Annotated in this window: 19 protein-coding genes; 3 read left to right on the forward strand and 16 right to left on the reverse strand. The window is 61.2% G+C overall.

All coding sequences use genetic code 11. From position 1 onward, the window contains the following. Positions 1-50: 50 nt before the first annotated feature. Positions 51-722 (reverse strand): hypothetical protein, encoded by a 672-nt coding sequence (locus DDZ17_RS21755; RefSeq protein WP_116369172.1) that lies wholly within the window; start codon positions 720-722, stop codon positions 51-53. A 189-nt stretch (positions 723-911) separates the two neighbouring features. Here DDZ17_RS21755 and DDZ17_RS21760 point away from each other — a divergent pair, with 189 nt between their 5' ends. The 3 genes from DDZ17_RS21760 (at position 912) to DDZ17_RS21770 (ending at position 2,077) form a co-directional block, all read left to right on the forward strand. Further along, a complete protein-coding gene (locus tag DDZ17_RS21760; protein ID WP_116369153.1) occupies positions 912-1,229 on the forward strand; it encodes a type II toxin-antitoxin system PrlF family antitoxin in 318 nt (105 codons plus the stop codon). Then, positions 1,229-1,642, forward strand: a complete 414-nt coding sequence (locus tag DDZ17_RS21765) for a type II toxin-antitoxin system YhaV family toxin (protein WP_116369154.1) — start codon at positions 1,229-1,231, stop codon at positions 1,640-1,642. Before DDZ17_RS21760 ends, DDZ17_RS21765 begins: the two co-directional genes overlap by 1 nt. 72 nt (positions 1,643-1,714) lie before the next feature. Then, a complete protein-coding gene (locus DDZ17_RS21770) occupies positions 1,715-2,077 on the forward strand; it encodes a DUF3742 family protein (RefSeq protein WP_116369155.1) in 363 nt (120 codons plus the stop codon). A gap of 29 nt (positions 2,078-2,106) precedes the next feature. Here DDZ17_RS21770 and DDZ17_RS21775 read toward each other — a convergent pair whose 3' ends face one another. The 15 genes from DDZ17_RS21775 to DDZ17_RS21845 form a co-directional block, all read right to left on the reverse strand. Continuing rightward, positions 2,107-3,624, reverse strand: coding sequence for a conjugal transfer protein TraG N-terminal domain-containing protein (locus DDZ17_RS21775; RefSeq protein WP_116369156.1), 1,518 nt, complete (start codon positions 3,622-3,624; stop codon positions 2,107-2,109). Positions 3,625-3,645: 21 nt separating this feature from the next. Further along, the gene (locus DDZ17_RS21780) at positions 3,646-3,978 is read right to left on the reverse strand and encodes a hypothetical protein (RefSeq protein WP_116369157.1); all 333 of its coding nucleotides are present in this window, start codon (positions 3,976-3,978) and stop codon (positions 3,646-3,648) included. Next, entirely contained in the window at positions 3,975-5,360 is a 1,386-nt protein-coding gene (locus tag DDZ17_RS21785; RefSeq protein WP_116369158.1) for an integrating conjugative element protein, read from the reverse strand. The genes DDZ17_RS21780 and DDZ17_RS21785 overlap by 4 nt, the downstream gene beginning before the upstream one ends. Positions 5,361-5,370: 10 nt before the next feature. Further along, entirely contained in the window at positions 5,371-6,309 is a 939-nt protein-coding gene (locus tag DDZ17_RS21790) for a TIGR03756 family integrating conjugative element protein (RefSeq protein WP_116369159.1), read from the reverse strand. Further along, positions 6,306-6,761, reverse strand: coding sequence for a TIGR03757 family integrating conjugative element protein (locus tag DDZ17_RS21795; RefSeq protein ID WP_116369160.1), 456 nt, complete (start codon positions 6,759-6,761; stop codon positions 6,306-6,308). The genes DDZ17_RS21790 and DDZ17_RS21795 overlap by 4 nt, the downstream gene beginning before the upstream one ends. A 138-nt stretch (positions 6,762-6,899) precedes the next feature. Continuing rightward, positions 6,900-7,400, reverse strand: a complete 501-nt coding sequence (gene radC, locus DDZ17_RS21800; RefSeq protein ID WP_116369161.1) for a RadC family protein — start codon at positions 7,398-7,400, stop codon at positions 6,900-6,902. A gap of 187 nt (positions 7,401-7,587) precedes the next feature. Then, positions 7,588-10,521, reverse strand: coding sequence for a conjugative transfer ATPase (locus DDZ17_RS21805; RefSeq protein ID WP_116369162.1), 2,934 nt, complete (start codon positions 10,519-10,521; stop codon positions 7,588-7,590). Then, a complete protein-coding gene (locus DDZ17_RS21810) occupies positions 10,521-10,970 on the reverse strand; it encodes a TIGR03751 family conjugal transfer lipoprotein (RefSeq protein ID WP_116369163.1) in 450 nt (149 codons plus the stop codon). The genes DDZ17_RS21805 and DDZ17_RS21810 overlap by 1 nt, the downstream gene beginning before the upstream one ends. Beyond that, positions 10,951-12,369, reverse strand: coding sequence for a TIGR03752 family integrating conjugative element protein (locus DDZ17_RS21815; RefSeq protein WP_116369164.1), 1,419 nt, complete (start codon positions 12,367-12,369; stop codon positions 10,951-10,953). The genes DDZ17_RS21810 and DDZ17_RS21815 overlap by 20 nt, the downstream gene beginning before the upstream one ends. Next, complete coding sequence (locus DDZ17_RS21820; RefSeq protein ID WP_116369165.1) at positions 12,359-13,252, reverse strand: TIGR03749 family integrating conjugative element protein; 894 nt, start codon at positions 13,250-13,252, stop codon at positions 12,359-12,361. Before DDZ17_RS21820 ends, DDZ17_RS21815 begins: the two co-directional genes overlap by 11 nt. Positions 13,253-13,262: 10 nt before the next feature. Then, on the reverse strand, positions 13,263-13,925 hold the full coding sequence (locus DDZ17_RS21825) for a PFL_4703 family integrating conjugative element protein (protein ID WP_116369166.1): 663 nt from the start codon (positions 13,923-13,925) through the stop codon (positions 13,263-13,265). Beyond that, positions 13,922-14,320, reverse strand: coding sequence for a TIGR03750 family conjugal transfer protein (locus DDZ17_RS21830; RefSeq protein ID WP_116369167.1), 399 nt, complete (start codon positions 14,318-14,320; stop codon positions 13,922-13,924). Before DDZ17_RS21830 ends, DDZ17_RS21825 begins: the two co-directional genes overlap by 4 nt. A 12-nt stretch (positions 14,321-14,332) precedes the next feature. Further along, positions 14,333-14,707 carry a TIGR03745 family integrating conjugative element membrane protein gene (locus DDZ17_RS21835; protein WP_206613627.1) on the reverse strand — a complete coding sequence of 125 codons (375 nt, stop codon included), beginning with the start codon at positions 14,705-14,707 and terminating at the stop codon, positions 14,333-14,335. A gap of 18 nt (positions 14,708-14,725) precedes the next feature. Next, positions 14,726-14,959: a TIGR03758 family integrating conjugative element protein gene (locus tag DDZ17_RS21840; protein ID WP_116369168.1), complete on the reverse strand. Its 234-nt coding sequence runs from the start codon at positions 14,957-14,959 to the stop codon at positions 14,726-14,728. Further along, on the reverse strand, positions 14,956-15,306 hold the full coding sequence (locus tag DDZ17_RS21845; RefSeq protein ID WP_116369169.1) for an integrative conjugative element protein, RAQPRD family: 351 nt from the start codon (positions 15,304-15,306) through the stop codon (positions 14,956-14,958). The genes DDZ17_RS21840 and DDZ17_RS21845 overlap by 4 nt, the downstream gene beginning before the upstream one ends. Between the last annotated feature and the right edge of the window lie 281 nt (positions 15,307-15,587).

The raw sequence follows: 15,587 nt of genomic DNA on the forward strand, positions 1-15,587 counted from the left end.
TCGCTAGTTCTTCGGGTGTGTGCGTTGTATTTGCCTGACCGGGTGGCGGATCAAACTTTGATGGGTCCGAACATGCCTGTGCCGATCAGGGCATTCCAGACTCTTTTCATCGCTTGTCCCGTCTCTTGGTTCACAAATAGCGAGGATCGGCTGCCGTGAGGTCTACCCAGGAAGTACGGGCGCATGGTTTCCCAGGTTTCTGCAACTTGCGCCCATTGCCAGCAAGGCACCTCTTTTTCCAGCAGTAGTGGCATAGCAATGGACAGGGGGATCATCCCATCTTCATCCAAAGTATTGTTCCAATTGCACCTGACGAGAACTGGGGTTGCTTCCGGGTTGTACAGTTTCACATCCAGCCGCTCCGCCGTAATGGTAGCCGCAGGTGGGAAAGGCAACGCCTTTACCGAGTCGATCACTTTCTGCCACTTATCCCCATAGGGGCAGGTAATGAAGCCGTTGGCGAAGAGCCGTGTATGGTCAAGACCGCTATATCCGCAGCCATACGCTGGGGAGGTGGATGGGTGGCGATTGTCGTGATTCCATACCAGGGGGTGCCATGATGGGTAGGCATCAACTACCGGACCAAGCTCATCAACGATTGCTCGCAATGCCTCTTTACTGCGCGCTCTCTGCGCCTCATCGGCATCCCGAGGCCTGGGGACAAGGTATGCCTCGACTTCTTCATATCCGATTCGTGCTGCTTCATCTGCTCTAAATGCCATGGTGCACCTCGCCACTCGTCTTTTTGCATGATACACATATATCGCGCATAAAGTAACCGATATGTGCGTGGATTCGATTTTATGTGAAGATTCTGTGCCCGGTGCGCCGAACCACAGTATAGGCAAACTTGACAAAGTAAGGAATAATTCTTACTTTCTATTGTAGCTAATCAGCATGGGCCTGTTCACATGCCAAGTATTCAAGAGCAAGCGACATTGACATCCAAGGGGCAGATCACGCTGCCAAAGGCGATCCGGCAGGCCTTGGGGGTTACGACGGGGAGTAAAGTGTCGTTTGAGCTCAGGGGCGATGAGGTGGTTGTGACCCGCGCGGATGCAAAACACGAAGACCCAGCCATCGGGGACTTCCTGCATGTGCTTGAGCAAGATATTCGTCAGGGCAAGCATATTGGTAGCCTGCCGGATGATCTGGTCGAGGCTATGTTCGCTAACCTGCAACACCCGGTGGAGCTTGATGAAGGCCTGGAAGGGGAAGTCGCACTCTGATGCGGCGCCATGGATGGATACTGGTGTTCAGCGACTGCTTCGTGGACCAACTGCAGACGTTGTACGCGGCTGCTGAGCAGGCAGAATTAAGTGACCCGGTAGGCTGCGAGAGTCACGTCAACTCCAAGCTATTCCGGGCGTTGACTCAGTTGGTCCTTGAAGTGGTGCCCAGCGATCCAGGGCTGGAGGAGTATCGACAGGCGAATACATTGGGGCCGGTACACCGCCATTGGCGGGTGGCCAAGATCGGGAGGCGCTTCCAGCTGTTCTTCCGATATGACTCGACATTGAGGACCATTGTGTTTGCCTGGGTCAATGACGAGCTGGCGTTACGTTCGTCTGGGACCCGGTCCGATCGCTTACGATCGGTGTGCGGAGGAATGCTACAAAGTGGTAATCCATCCGATAGCTGAACGATTCTCGTGGAACCTGATCTGACTGGTCGTAGAAGGAAAAGTGAAAGTCCTCCAGAGGAGGGAAGGGCGATGAAAACAGCACCGACGATCAATACAACTGAGCGTGCAGGTCGATGGGTAAGTCGCGTTTGGCGTGGTATTGCTCGCAGTGAGACGCGAGCGATTCACTGGTTGGCAGCGCAAGGGGTTCCCGGTCGGGTAGCACGTCTGCTGCTTTTGGGCTTGCAAATCGCCATTGTTGTAGTGCTGCTATATTTCGTGTTCTGGCTGACCTTACTCCTTGTTTTTGTCATTGCGGGCGCATGGCTTATGCTGAACTCTGACCTGGATAACGAAAAGCAGCCTGAACTCAGGGATGGTCATTCTGGAGTTGGCTGGTATAACAAAGATGACTTGCGCATCGACATGGATGATCCGGACGATCCGCACTGAATTCACCACAAGTCATCAGCTAGACCCTTCTACTTAGATGCTCCTTTTGCCGCGCCCATAGCTATGCGGGAGCCGCTACCTCCGGCAGACTTCGCGTCCATAGTGCCGGTGGTCAGTCCGCCAACGATGCCTCCCGCTCTGATTCCAGCCCAGGTCAAGGCGACTACCCAAAACCCTGGCAGTACGATAAACATCATCGCCATCACAAAATTCAGCAGCATATCCCCAAACGCATTGTTCAGCCCCAGCAACGGGTTGAAGTTGCTGTGGGGGGAATGCCAGCCGTAGAGCGCGTTGAGGATGGTCGAGTCCACCCAGCGGGCGAGCTGGAACCAGAAATCCACGAAGAACAAGGCAAACTGCACTGCCGTGACTGTCACCACGGTTTTCAGGTCGTAGGTACCGAAGATCAGCAGCAGTGGGATGCAGATGACCATGGCCATCTTCAGGAACGAAAGCACGATAGGCAACGCTTGGCGCACCACGTCCATGGCCGGGAAGAAGCCGAGCGACCCCACCGTTAACCCCAGGTCTGATGCCCCGCGGGTCACCGCGTTGGGCAGTGTCATGCTGATCTGGCCGCCGTAGTCGGTGTAGACCTGGCCCTGGTTCATGACCTGGTGTTGCGGGGAGGCAATGGCCCGGATCACCGAGTCGTCGACCTGGGCCTGGCTCAGAAAGCCCGCCCACTGGCCAAACCGGGTCAACAAATTGGGATCAACTTGGGTGAGCAAGCGTTCTCGCAGGCCTGCACTGCCGTCCAGCCACCAGTCCCGGCAGCTTGGGTAGCCCCCGCCGCTGGTCACTTCAGCCAGGCCGGCATCCCGGCTATCGTTGTAGGGCCAGGCATCCCGGGGAGCTTGTGAGCGGTAGGTGTCGTAGAAGCCGGCGGTATCCAGGAAGTAACGCGAGCCGATCCAGGTGACGTCGTTCATCTGCTCGTCGTTCAGTGCCGGTCGGCTCATGAACAGCCTGGCGCGCGCCGGCCCGTAGCAGTCGCGGGTAAAATCCGCGACTTCCTGGGCCAGTAAGGGGTCGGCGATGCGGGTGCTATCGATGTCCATGCGCATCTGTCGCAGATCGGTGCCACAGGGAATGGCGGCTACCGCAGCGCCAGTGACGGCTTTGGACAGGCTGTGCATGAAGAACCACCAGACAGGCACCAGGGCGCTTTGATCGTTGATGGTGGTGAACGAGGTCGTCCAGGTAGTCTCTGAAGGCTCCGGTACGTTGACCTGGCACTGCTCGGAGCGTGTACGGTCGAACTGGATGGTGCTCAGATCGACGGGAATGAATGGGATGCCCGTGAACAGGATGACCACGATGGCCACCCAAACGCGGTTCTCGATACGCATCGAGGAGAGCACACCCTTGTTGCCCTCGTCGGCCCCTTCGGCCCGGGCTTTCAGCCATTCCTGTACGACGATGGCCAGAAACGGCACGGCGAAGATGCCGCTGGCCACCAGCACATCCCAAATGCCGTTGTGGATGATCCAGCCCACCAGGGTCAGGTAGTACTCGAGATAGTCGGAGGTATAGAGCGTCATGGCGGGTTCCGGCTATCGGCATCAAGTCAGCAGAACGCTGGCTTCGAGCAGGGTGATGGCTGCGACGGCGCCGATCTCTGCCCGAACCAGCCGCTGGCGAGCCGCCCGGTTTTCGGCATCTCGGTACAGCCGACGCCTCATGCGCAGCCATCCGTAAATCGTCAAGCTGTACAGACCCAGTCGCCAGATCAGGAAATGACTGGCGTGCGCGTCCAGCCACTGGCTCCAGCCGGAGAGGTTGCCCAATACGGTAATGCCAGCCAGATTGACGCCCATGGCGATTCCCAGGATGAGCGTGACCCAGGCAAGCGCTTTTGCCAGCGGGTGAGTCAATACACGCCTGAAGCCTGTCATTGGGGATTGCCTGGCGTGGGCGCCTGCTGAATGGCATCCAGGCGATTGCGCTCGGTGTCGCCCTGGTAGATACCCCGCGAAACCTCACTGCGATTGCTGTGGCGCTGGATGATGGCCATGGGCGAGTTGGCGGCCAGTTCGCGACGCAGTTCCAGCTCGGTTTTGAGGCTGTTGATCTCCTGGGCCAACAGGTCACTTTCGCGGGCTACCGCATCCTGAGCGAGTTGATTGGCCGCTACGTTGGGTTCCTTGCGTCCGGCCAACAGGGTGCGCTGCAGCAGCAAGGCTTTTTCCAGCACGCTGGCCAGGGCGATTTCGGAGGCCAGGCGGCGAGCGAGAATGTCCTGATCCGGCTCGTCCCGCAGCGCCTCGATGACGCCGCGGGTAATGGGCAGGGATACGCTGCCCGCCTGATCGAGATGCTCGAAGGTGGTGGGTGTGGAGCCAGCCAGAAGATTCCGCAAGGCCTCGATCCTGTCCTCGAACTCCTCTTGAATCAGCGGCGTCAGGCCCACGCCAGGCGTGGTGCGGGTCTTGGTGCAGCTGTCGCAGGTGCGTTGCTCCTGCTCGCCCAGCACCCGTGTCGCCCAGGTGGCCGCCGCCTCCGGCGATGACCAGGTTTGACAGCTCAGTCGGTGGCCACAGGTCAGGCTGTCGATGGAGGAGGTGTCGGTTGCCGAGCGACCGTTGAGCAGGTTGTAACCGGCGCGGGTGACATCCCCCACCACGCGAATGGGCGCCTGCCCTGAACCACCGGCATTGCCCCCGCCGACCCAGGGCACGCCGTCATTGCCCCGGCTGGTCTCCGCCTGTTCGATGGCCGAGACCGCATCGGTGCTGCCGACTGCCTGCTTGAGCACCATGCCTTCGGCCAGTTGATCCCAGCCCAATTGTCCACCGGCCGTATCCGCCATGCGTTCAGCGATGGCGCGGCAGGTGAGCTTCGAGCGATCGAAATCCAGCCGAGCCTGCAGGATGCCGTTGGTCAGCAGATTGTACAGTCCTGGGTCGGCTCGTTGAATGATGAGTGCCGGCAGAGAGGCGACCGCCGCGGTGGCGTTCTGGATCACGTTGCTCATGATCGTCTGGAAGCCGTTGGTGATGCCGTTGAGCTGGTTCTGCAAGGTGGTGGTGATGCTCATGTCGCCGCAGATCAGATTGCTGTTCCAGCCCACACCGACGCCGAGGGTTTGCATCGGCCCGACCGGTTCCATGGAAACCGCCCGGCCACCACCGATGGTATAGAGCACGTCGTCACCGATGACGCTGCCGCGATGGTGAAAGCCGTAGTCGTTAATGGTGGTCTGAGCTGACACCGCAGTACTGCCAAGGGTCAGAACCAAGCCGGCGGTCAGCAGTGTATTTTTGATGGGTGTGCGCATCCGTCCGCCCTCAGTTGAAATCAATACTGCCCAGAAACACCTGGCCCTGCCGTTGGCAGCAGGCATAGGGCCGCCAGAGTGCCCAGGCGTAGTCCCCCCGTTGCGCCTGGACCTTGAGTCCGCTGTGGGGGAACACGGCACAGCTGTTGCTGAGCGTTGGGGTGAGCTCCTGCCATTTGCCGGTAGAGGCGTCGGTTTCCATCAATGCGCCCGCTGGCCAGTAACCGCTGCGGGCACTGGCCAGCAATGGCTGATACACATGAGGCTGCCCTCGGCGCGTGACGATGTCGCCGGCGCGTTGGGCAACCACGGCGGCAGACTTGTGGTCATCGACCTGATGCAGGAATCCGCCGCGGGGGTAGACATTGCCCCACAGGTTCAGTCCCCAGCGGGTGCCGATCTCGCGCATACCGGGTATCAGCGCCTCCGGATACAGGGCTTCGGGGATGTTGTACCGCCAGGCGACGGTATCCAGAGTGCTCAGCAGATAGGGCATGAAGGCTGTACCCGCACCCGCGCAGGAATATCCCCATTGGCTGACAAACTGGCTGAAAACAGTCGCCCCGGGATGGCCAATGACATCGGCGTTCTTGAACTTGGCCAAGTTGTTCTCGTGTTCTTCGTTGGTGGTGCCGTCACCGCCGCCCTGAGCGCTCGGGTTCGGCAGGCTCATGGCGCGCACTTCGACCCAGGGATTCTCGCCCGTGTTGGCGTAGCTGGAGACCACCGCATCGGGCACGTAGTGCTCAACCTTGACGGACGTTTCTACGGAGCAGCTATACAGCGTGCACAGCAGCCAATAGCAGATGCCGCGTACCCGATAACTGATGCAGTCCGGTGACAGGGTTGATCCGGCAATGGTGGCGGTATCGAGGGCAAGTACAGATGAAGACACACCCAGAAGGATGGCGGCAATAGCGGAGTGGAGTTTCTTCCGAACCGGCGTCATGGCCGGGCTCTCCGAAAAGTCGCGATGTCGATCAGCGCCCGTGACACATCTGGGTTGCCATAGACGACATACTGCCTATCGACGACAACGGCCGGAATATTGGTGACACCAAGACTCCAGGCATCAACGAGGCCCTGGTAGGCGATTGCCAGTCGTTTTTGCAGGGCTACCCCGCCATCCTGCAGGCGTTGACGAGCTACGCTGGCGGCTTGTTCAGGGTCCTTGGGCAGATCGGCGCTCAACCGGGCTTTAAGGTGATGTGCCGCATCCAGGTGGACGATGCGCACGCCAGTGGGCGCCACCACGGGGTGATGGCGGTCAGTGAAGACCACAACATCAGCATCCAGGGCATGGACAGGCGTAGCCAGCATGACGGCGGTCAGCACAGCAGCGACTGTCGTCAGGCAAGCCTGAACCGGGGGTAGTGCTTTGGCGGGGGTGAGTGAAGACATAGCGTCTCCCGGCATCAATCGACAAGCCCTGATCATCGAACGCGACGGTCAGCGCGGCCATCACAAAAGCGCACAGGCGCGTAACCGTTTTGTTTTCCGATGATTTGAAATATGAGGTGCCCGAAGGCACCTCAGGGATTACAACAGTCCCGCCTCGGCAAACGAGAAAGGAACGCCTTCGCCGATGATGAAGTGGTCCAGTACCCGCACGTCTATCAGCTCAAGTGCCGATTTCAGGCGGGTGGTGATGGCCTGATCGGCCTGGCTGGGGTCAGTCACACCCGAGGGGTGATTGTGGGCAAGAATGACAGCCGCGCTGTTGTACTCTATCGCGCGCTTGACCACCACGCGTGGATACACGGTGGCTCCGTCGATCGTGCCTTTGAACATGGGCTCGTAGGCAATGACGCGATGACGTGTGTCCAGAAAGACGACGGAGAAAACCTCCATTGCCTCGCCGGCTAGTTTGAGCTGCAGGTACTCTCGTACAGCAGCGGGACTGGTCAGTGCATCACCGCGTTTGAAAATCCGCTCTTCCAGTACGCCGATAGCCTGGCGAATCAGCGGATCGTCCTGAATACTCGCATAGTCAACGAGCTCGCAGGTGGTACCGTCGGTGACGGTTTCGGAAAGACTCATGGGAACCTCCTGGGTAAAATTGGAGGCACCTGTCCCGTGGGGCAAGGCCCCCTGGGGACAAAGGCCCGAAGCGGGCCGGATTGATGGGACATCCTCCATCACGGGTGATGGACGTTCGCGCGAGGGATGCGGAGCGAACCGGTCGATCAGCGTGGTCGAAACCACACCGTAGCCTTGAAGATCGTGGCTACCTGGGCATGTCGCCGACATCGTCGGCAGGCATTTCGGGATTTGGGTCAAAGTCCTCTGGCAATAAGGGTTCGATACCGCGCGCCCGGTCGATCTTTTCCGCCACCTTGAAGGCGGCATCCAGCTCGCTGATGCCGTGCTCGCCCATCAACTGGTGGCGCTCGGCTTTTTCTTCGGGTTCGGTCATCGCCATGGCGAGATAGAGGCTCGGCGGCACGGCGCGGAACAGCACCTCCATCGACTTCGACAGGATCACGCCTTCGCTGAACTTGCCGGACTCCTTGCGTGCCGAGCGCATCAGCGCTTTCTGGGCGGGATTGAGTTCCCGAAAACGGGCGACCTTCTCCACTTCGTCCGGGGGCATGGACAAGCAGATCCACCATTCGATCATCGACAGCATGGGCTCGGCGGCCTTGGGCAGGTCGTCCAGGTTTTGCGTCGCCAGCCAGAACCAGGCCCCCAGCTTGCGCCACATCTTGGTGATCTTGACCACGTAAGGGGCAAGCAAGGGGTTCTTGGTGATAATGTGCCCCTCGTCGGTGACGTTGATGATGGGCCGCCCCAGAAACTGGTCGCGCTCGGCGATGTTGTTGACTGTGTTGATCAGGGAGATATAGGCAATGGACAGCTGGGCGTTGTAGCCCTCGCGGGCAAAGGTGGCCAGATCAACGATGGTGATGTCAGCCTCGGGCCAGGGGGTGCCGGGACGGTTGAACATCTGGCCATCCAGACCCTGACAGAACATGTCCATGGCATCGGCCATTTCCAGCAATCGGGCGCGTCTCACCTCGGGCAGCGTGGAATCGTTGCTGCGCTGGCGCAGGGCATCGCGCACGTCCTCGGTCAACACGGTGCGCTCGGCCCGTACACAACAGCGGGCCGCATCGAGGATGCACTGGCGAATCAGGCTGCGATCGGCGCGGGTCATTCGCGCCTCTTCCTTGTCCTCCCCGCCGGTGATCATCAACCGGGCGGTGATTTCCAGCTCACCCAGGACGTCGCGCTGCTCCAGGTCTTCCGGGCTGGTTTCCAGAAGACTGTCATCGTCCAGCGCGTCGGCATCCAGGGTGTAGACCTCGCTGGGGCTGTCGACCAAACGCCGGGCATCGCTGAACGGGGCCAGACTGACGTTGGCACCGGGAGCGAGCTTGACCCGATGGACGGTGAGCCCCAGTCGCTTGGCAAAATCCCCGAACAGCCCGAAGGAGTTACCGGCCTCGACAATAAACAGCCGCGGCCGGTAGATGGCCACCACCTGATTGAGGATGTAGTTCAGGGTGGCGGACTTGCCGGAGCCGGTCGGCCCGAACAGAAACAGGTGGGCATTCATCTGCCGGTCTTTGCGGTTAAGTGGATCGAAGGTGATAGTGCCGCCGCCGCGATTGAAAAAGGTGATGCCCGGGTGGCCGGTGCCCTGGTTGCGGCCCCACAGGGGCGAGAGGTTGGCCGCATGCTGGGCGAACATCATCTGCGTGTACCACTGACGCCGGTCTTTGGCCGGATCAAACACACAGGGCAGCCAGCGCAGATAGCTGTTGAGGGGCGCGACCTCATCCTCCTCGCGCACCGGCTGCAGGCCGGTGTTGAGCATCACGTTGGCCAGCTGCAAGCCGCGGGCATCCAGTTCGGCCAGGTCGCGTCCGCGCAGATAGAACGCCAAGGCACCGCGATAGAGTTTGTGGGCGCTGCCGATCAGCGAGCGGGCTTCCTGCGCATCCTGTCGCGTCTGCTCGGAGGCCAGCGTATCGCCAAGGGCTTTGCGGCCCAGGTAGTTCAGGTGCGCTTCGAGTACATCCTGGGGCGTGGCCACCAGGGTCAAACACATCACGGTGTCATCGGGCATCTGGTCGAACAGGGCGTTGAAGGCATCCCCACCCTTGCGGGTCTCCCCGGTGATATGACCGGTGGTGGGTGGTGTGCGTAAGCGGTCGAGCACCATGACCCGGTGTGGCATGCCATCGAAATACCACACGCCGTGGTCAACATGGGAGCGAGGCTCGCCGAAGAACAGTCGCTGCGAGAAATCCGTACCACTGGCCAGTTCGACCTCTCCCGATTCCGACTCTTCGGGGTAGGCGGTCAACTGGTAGAAGCGCTCGCGGTCCGCTGCGGTTGTCCCGAGTAACGTGGGGTTCGGGTTGAACCAGCGCATCAGCCAGGCGTGTATGTCTGCGGCCTGAAGGCGACGGGCTTTGATGCCGGCATTGGCCAGCCCACCCAGCAATCGGTCACAGACTGCGGACAAGGCATGTTCCGGGGTGTGTCCCCGACGCCGGGAAACACCGGGAGCGCGGCGATAGATCACCAGTCGCACCCGTCGGGACTGACCGCGCCACGGCAGGCGGGCGACGGTGGTGTCTTCGAACAGGCCACCGGGCTTGGCGATGGCGCGCAGGTGGTGGGCCAAAAAGCGCTGGTAATAGGCGCTGAAGGCACTGCCCTGGGCGCGGGGCTGGATGTAGTCGCGCAGGGTGTTCAGGTAGCTGGACCAGTCGGTTTCATCCTGAACGTAGAGCTGCACCACCCAGGGCTGACCGTCCAGCTCATCGAAGCTATCCTGCAGGGCATTTTCCAGCGCATCGCGGGCCTGCAGCAGCCATTGGGCTTCCCGCCCCTCGGTACCGATGGGAGTCAGCTCAAAGAACGCCGCGACTGATTCGCCGTCGTCCAGCAGCAGGCTTTCGGTATCCGGCAGGTATTCCACCCAGGGCAGTAAGTCGACGAACGACGGCTTGACGTCGTACAGACGCTGTTCATCCGACTTTGTGGCGGAAGAGCGTCCCCCATCACGCGGGCTGCCCGGCGTGGGAATGCCTTGGTCGTGCAGGGTATCGAGGTGACGTTCCCAGCTGTTGGATGCTTCAGTGGGAACACGGTTGTCCTCAGGGGAACGGCGTGGCGCCCGCCATGGCCAGGGCAATGACTTGGCCATCAGTAGTCCTCCACCCGCTCGCCGGGCAGGGCGTATTGCACCCGTTGGTACAGGGGAAACACGGTGCTGTACCCTGGCACCGGTACCGGGTCGGTGCCCGCCAGATGCGGAAACACGTACATCACCAGATCGGGATTGGGCAGGCGTTTGAACTGGCTGTAGATCTCGTTTTGCGCCGTGCGGCTGTAGCGGGCCTGGTCAGCCGCAGCCCCGTCGATCTCCTCTGACGTCAGCGGGCGACGTAACGATTGACGTGCATCCAGGAGTTCACGGGCGACGCGGCCGCCACCGGTGCCACTCCCCGCTTCACGGCTCCAGATGTCGTGCATGGTCTGGCCGTCGTGGGTGAGCAGTTCGTCCTTGGTGGTGGCGCAACCGGTCAACAGCAGTGCGCTCAAAATGAACGCGGTGCCCTTGATGCCCAGCGTGTTAATCGAGCTCCGAAACATGGGGGCCTCCGAGTCGGTGATCGACCCGGCGCCCGGTGGCGTCGTAATCGATGGTGAGGGATTGCTCGATGTGCACGGCCACCTGAGCGCCCGGCTGCACATAGACCGCCGCGAAGGCCTGGCCGTAGAGCTTGTTGACCCACTGGGACATGTCTTGCACACCACCGGCGAGGATTTGTCCCATGGCTTCATTGGCGGAGATGCCGACGGTGCCCAGTGATCCATCGCTGCCGATGTAGGACATCCGTCCGCTATCGGAGTCGATCATCGAAGCGGCACCGGCGCCCGCGGCGGTAATCAGTGCCTGGGTGCCCAGGTATTGCTGGGCGTTGCTGCGCCGTTCACCGGTGACACAGGGAATGCCGTGGGGATCGCTGATCCAGCCAAGCCCACCGAGGATGTCGTTACTGCTGCGATTGCTGCTGGTGTTCCGCCCGTCCTCTTCCGGCAATGTGCGGATGGTGCCGTCCTGAAACACAAAGGTGATCGAGCGAATCTGGCCGCGCACACAGGACAGCGTCCAATCCCCCGAGGCGGTACCGCTGACCACGGCACCGGCGACATCCGGGATGTCGATGCCGTTGGCGGTGAGATTGTCGGGGCCGATGACCACCTTGAACGGGTAGGGATCGTTGACCGTGCCATCAACAGGCACCCGACCGATCAGCGCCGTCATGGCCACCGAGCCCATCAAGGTGGCGTTGGCAGGCACGGTGTAGACGGCTTTCAGCGAAGACGCGCCCACCTGGCCGTCGGTGGCCCGCCCCAGAGACTCGTTGGCCGAGTCGATCGCGCCCCGGGCAGGCCCAAAAGCGTTGGGAAAGGCGAAACTGCCGCGCTGGTTACTGCGATTCTCTACGGGCTGGGCGTCGTCCGGCTCGATCCAGCGTACCCCAGCGCCGAAGCCTTCGCCGTCACCGGCCTCAAGCCCCAAACCGACGGGCAGATCTGCATGGTCACCCTGACCTAACATCGCCTGGAACTGGCGTTGCAGGTCCTGTAACAGACTCTGGGCCTGTTGGCGTTCACTGGCGACCTGCTCACGGTCCTGGCGCAGCTGGGCACGCTCGGTATCCAGTGCGGTCTGGATGCGCTGCTCGATGGAGCGCTCGCGTTGACGCAAGCGGTCGTTCTCCGCGCGCTGAGTGCGGTTGTCGGACAGGGATGATTGCAGCTCATTGCGCAACTGCCGCACCTGGGCGACCAGGGTGGCCACCGTGTCGTGCGGGGTGTCCCCCTCGATGCCGAGGGCGCGCTTCTCCTCCGGAGTGAGTGCCAAGCCAGCATCTGGAGGCATGCCTCCACTGCCGGAATCAACGGAAAACAGCCGGATACCGGCGAACACCAACAGCGCCACCACCGGCAGCATCAGCCACTTGAGTAGACCGTTACTGTGCATGGCCCGCTCCCTCCGCATCACCAAAGGCAGCTGATGCGGGCAGGTTGATCGTGGCATCAATGGGGCTGATGGCCGGCAGCAGCGCTTGCGCCAGGCCATGGCCACGGGTTACCAAGTACACCACTGTGGTGTCCCGTGAATCCCCGGCAGGCCCCAGGTTGGGGTGCTGGAAGGTCGCGGCGACAAAGTCACCTTGCAGGGCTCTCGGGTCGAGTGCAACCCACCGGCTGGCGGTATTGGTCAGACGGACTGCGGTGACCCAGTGATCCTCCAGACGCCAGGTGGCCAGTGCCTTGGCGCTGATCGGCAATGTGGGCAGCAGGGTGTCCATATCCATATTACGAGGAAGGTTCCCGCGCGAGAGACCGTTCACGGGCTCGACGGTACGCAGCGGTGCGTAGAGGCTTTGCACTGCATAGCGCGTCAGAATCACCGGAACCGGCGTCTCCCGCGCGGGATTCGGGGTGGTGGCATTCGGCAACTCGGGGTCTTGTGGTGCCGTGCCGCCATAACGGGGGCTGATGGTCTGATCTTCAATAATGCGCACCGGTTCGAGCGGTGCATCACCGGCGCTCGCTGCGATATCAATCAAAATCAGGGTGCCGTCATCGGCGTCCTGCAGTTGCAGGCGCGTGGGTTCGATGCTGTCCTGGGCCAACAGGTAGAGAGCACCACCGGCGCTTTGCACCCGCAAGCGGTTGCCGATCGAAGCGGGCACACCCACGCGCACGTTGCGGTCGATGAACACCACCCGCTCGTGACCGACCACCAAAGGCACGGCCAGCGGCAGCCGTTCCCAGGTGAGAATTTCCACCGCGTGGCTGTTGGCTATCCAGCCAAGGGACAGCGCGCAACAAAACAACGTGGCGATTAAGCGGTTCATGGCAACTCCTTTACCGGGTCACCGGAGCGACAGGGGGTGAAGAGGGTTCTGCCTCAATGCGCTGCGGTGTGCCGTCGTAGCAATCCAGCGCGAGGCCAAAGGGATTGCGCTCCGGGTCGATATCCAAGCGCACCACCTTGAGCGGATAGCGCACCAGGGCACGTTTGACCTGCTCGGTGCCGTGGTACTCATCGGCGGCAATATCGAGGGTGACGACCCAGTCCCGGTGGGAGACCACCCGCACGCGCTGGGTGGGATCATCACCAAAGCCACGGCCCGGAATCTCATAGATGCCTCGAACCCGCTGACGCAGCTCGCCCGTACGCTGTCGTTGCTCGTAATCGAGCTTGAGAAAGTGCCCGCAGGCGGGCGTCAGGTAGGGTGACAGCGCATGGATATTGCGCGCGTAGTCCTCTTCCCCGTTGGTGGGCCAGCGGTTGAGCTGCTGGAAAATGTAGAAGGCAAAGGCATAGACCGACTCGGGTGGCACGTCCCACCAGGGGCGCACACTGCCGGAACGCAAGTCCGGAGGCACATGGATGGTGAGGTCGCGGGGCGCATTCCACCAGCCCATCCCCAGAACCAGAGCTATCGCCAACAATGCGAGTGCACCCAGGCGCAGGGTCTTGATATGGGCCTGAAGATGGGTGATCTCATTCTTGAACCGGCTCATGGCGATGGCCTACGGGTCGTCCAATACCCCGACCGTGTGACCAGGTCGGCACCACCAACCAGGGAACCAAAGCCTGGATACCGCAGTGCGATTCGCCATTGGAGCTGCCGGTACAGCCAAGTGTCCGGGCGCCCTCGCTTGTGGCGGCGCAGCGTATTGCCACCGACAAAGACGCCGAAGGCGACCGTGATCACCACCACCGTCGGCATCACCGCTATGGTTGCGGTCAGCCAGGCCAGCACCAGACCGATGAGCAGCCCGGCGCTACCGCACAGGCCAACACAGATCCACAGCTCATCTGCCGTTAGCCCGCGCACCACCACCGGCTGCCGATTGAGCCGGTGTGGCAGGAAGGTCACCGCGTCGTCGTGCTGGCGCTCCGCAAGGTCCGTCATGTCGCGCGGCCCTTACAGAATGCCGGTGGCTTCGGTCAGCAGCCAGATACCCACGACCAGCAGAATCGCGCCGACTGCCACGGTCAGGCCGAACTGGCCCCAGGTCTTGCGGCCGGTATGGATTTCCGAGTAAGTGCTGTAGGCGTGGTAGCAGATACCGACAAACATTGAGGCCACCACCAGCAACGCCACCAGCAGCACAATGTCGTAACCGTAATTGCGCAAGGTTTCCATGATACCGCTGCCGGCACCTCGGGAGGGGTCTTCCAGGGTAGGCAGTCCCTGGGCGTGAACTAGCGGAGCCAGGCTGAAGGTGAGCAAGGCTGCACTAAACCGGTGAGCGATTTGGACCAGGTGGCGGTAGCGAGAAGTCATATCACTGAACATGGTGAAGTCCTCAGGAGGTCAAGACAGCAGGAAGAAAGTCAGCACCACGTACATCACCACGAACCGCACAGCGACACCCAGGAACTGACGTTGAGAGATGCGTGCTTCGGCCCAGCCGACATAGGCCGTGCGCAGTGCCCAGACACCCCAGAGCAGCAGCACCGCAAACACCAGGCTGACGAGCACCACGGACACGTCCGCTGCCGTAAAGCCGGAATTCGCCTGAAAGGCGGTCGCCTGGGCGGTATTCACTGATCCGCCTCAGAGGCTCGGCGATACTGGCCAAGCAGCTCAACAGGATCTCGTGGCTGAGCGCGCTTGGGTGCCAGATAATCGCGAACCCCCTGGCGAACGCGCTCAATATCCTTGTGCAGGCGCTCGTAGTCGAAGTGGTAGCGGCTGCCGTCCTGGCGAGGCAGGCTGGCATTGTGCTCGGCCAGACGGTCGATCATGTCGAGTTGGCGGATCAGCGCCGCCAGTTGGGCATGCTCGGTGGCACCGTCCCCAGCCAGTACGGGCTCGATAGTCAGGGCAGAGACGGCCAGCAGCACGGCGATAGCGCGGTGCCATAGGATGTTGCGGCTGCTGTGGTGTGCCATCGTGCCATTCCTCGTGGAGCGAATGGCACGATGCTGGGGTATGCGGTCAGATTGCGCCGCAATGAATAGGAACAGAGTGACTACCGGATTTTACATGCCGGTGATATGAGATTAGGGAGCTCTGGTGGCAATTTCAGGCTGGTCAATGAAATGCGGCTCCTCGTCACTCTGAGTGGAATTAGACCACATGCTGGGGCATCCTACCGCGCACCGAAAGACAAGGAATGGCAACATGCGCAGCGACGATATTCTGCTGCTGGGGATTGGCATTCAGCCACCCT

The organism is Parahaliea mediterranea, assembly GCF_003402235.1.
GTDB lineage: Bacteria > Pseudomonadota > Gammaproteobacteria > Pseudomonadales > Halieaceae > Parahaliea > Parahaliea mediterranea.

Excerpts from the sequence above, each read along its gene's own strand:
- DDZ17_RS21770 (WP_116369155.1), top strand. The coding sequence starts at position 1,715 with ATGAAAACAGCACCGACGATCAATACAACTGAGCGTGCAGGTCGATGG.
- DDZ17_RS21765 (WP_116369154.1), top strand. The coding sequence starts at position 1,229 with ATGCGGCGCCATGGATGGATACTGGTGTTCAGCGACTGCTTCGTGGAC.
- DDZ17_RS21825 (WP_116369166.1), bottom strand. The coding sequence starts at position 13,925 with ATGAGCCGGTTCAAGAATGAGATCACCCATCTTCAGGCCCATATCAAG.
- DDZ17_RS21780 (WP_116369157.1), bottom strand. The coding sequence starts at position 3,978 with ATGACAGGCTTCAGGCGTGTATTGACTCACCCGCTGGCAAAAGCGCTT.
- DDZ17_RS21755 (WP_116369172.1), bottom strand. The coding sequence starts at position 722 with ATGGCATTTAGAGCAGATGAAGCAGCACGAATCGGATATGAAGAAGTC.
- DDZ17_RS21775 (WP_116369156.1), bottom strand. The coding sequence starts at position 3,624 with ATGACGCTCTATACCTCCGACTATCTCGAGTACTACCTGACCCTGGTG.
- DDZ17_RS21820 (WP_116369165.1), bottom strand. The coding sequence starts at position 13,252 with ATGAACCGCTTAATCGCCACGTTGTTTTGTTGCGCGCTGTCCCTTGGC.
- radC (WP_116369161.1), bottom strand. The coding sequence starts at position 7,400 with ATGAGTCTTTCCGAAACCGTCACCGACGGTACCACCTGCGAGCTCGTT.
- DDZ17_RS21785 (WP_116369158.1), bottom strand. The coding sequence starts at position 5,360 with ATGCGCACACCCATCAAAAATACACTGCTGACCGCCGGCTTGGTTCTG.
- DDZ17_RS21835 (WP_206613627.1), bottom strand. The coding sequence starts at position 14,707 with ATGTTCAGTGATATGACTTCTCGCTACCGCCACCTGGTCCAAATCGCT.
- DDZ17_RS21795 (WP_116369160.1), bottom strand. The coding sequence starts at position 6,761 with ATGTCTTCACTCACCCCCGCCAAAGCACTACCCCCGGTTCAGGCTTGC.
- DDZ17_RS21815 (WP_116369164.1), bottom strand. The coding sequence starts at position 12,369 with ATGCACAGTAACGGTCTACTCAAGTGGCTGATGCTGCCGGTGGTGGCG.
- DDZ17_RS21790 (WP_116369159.1), bottom strand. The coding sequence starts at position 6,309 with ATGACGCCGGTTCGGAAGAAACTCCACTCCGCTATTGCCGCCATCCTT.
- DDZ17_RS21830 (WP_116369167.1), bottom strand. The coding sequence starts at position 14,320 with ATGACGGACCTTGCGGAGCGCCAGCACGACGACGCGGTGACCTTCCTG.
- DDZ17_RS21810 (WP_116369163.1), bottom strand. The coding sequence starts at position 10,970 with ATGTTTCGGAGCTCGATTAACACGCTGGGCATCAAGGGCACCGCGTTC.
- DDZ17_RS21760 (WP_116369153.1), top strand. The coding sequence starts at position 912 with ATGCCAAGTATTCAAGAGCAAGCGACATTGACATCCAAGGGGCAGATC.
- DDZ17_RS21845 (WP_116369169.1), bottom strand. The coding sequence starts at position 15,306 with ATGGCACACCACAGCAGCCGCAACATCCTATGGCACCGCGCTATCGCC.
- DDZ17_RS21805 (WP_116369162.1), bottom strand. The coding sequence starts at position 10,521 with ATGGCCAAGTCATTGCCCTGGCCATGGCGGGCGCCACGCCGTTCCCCT.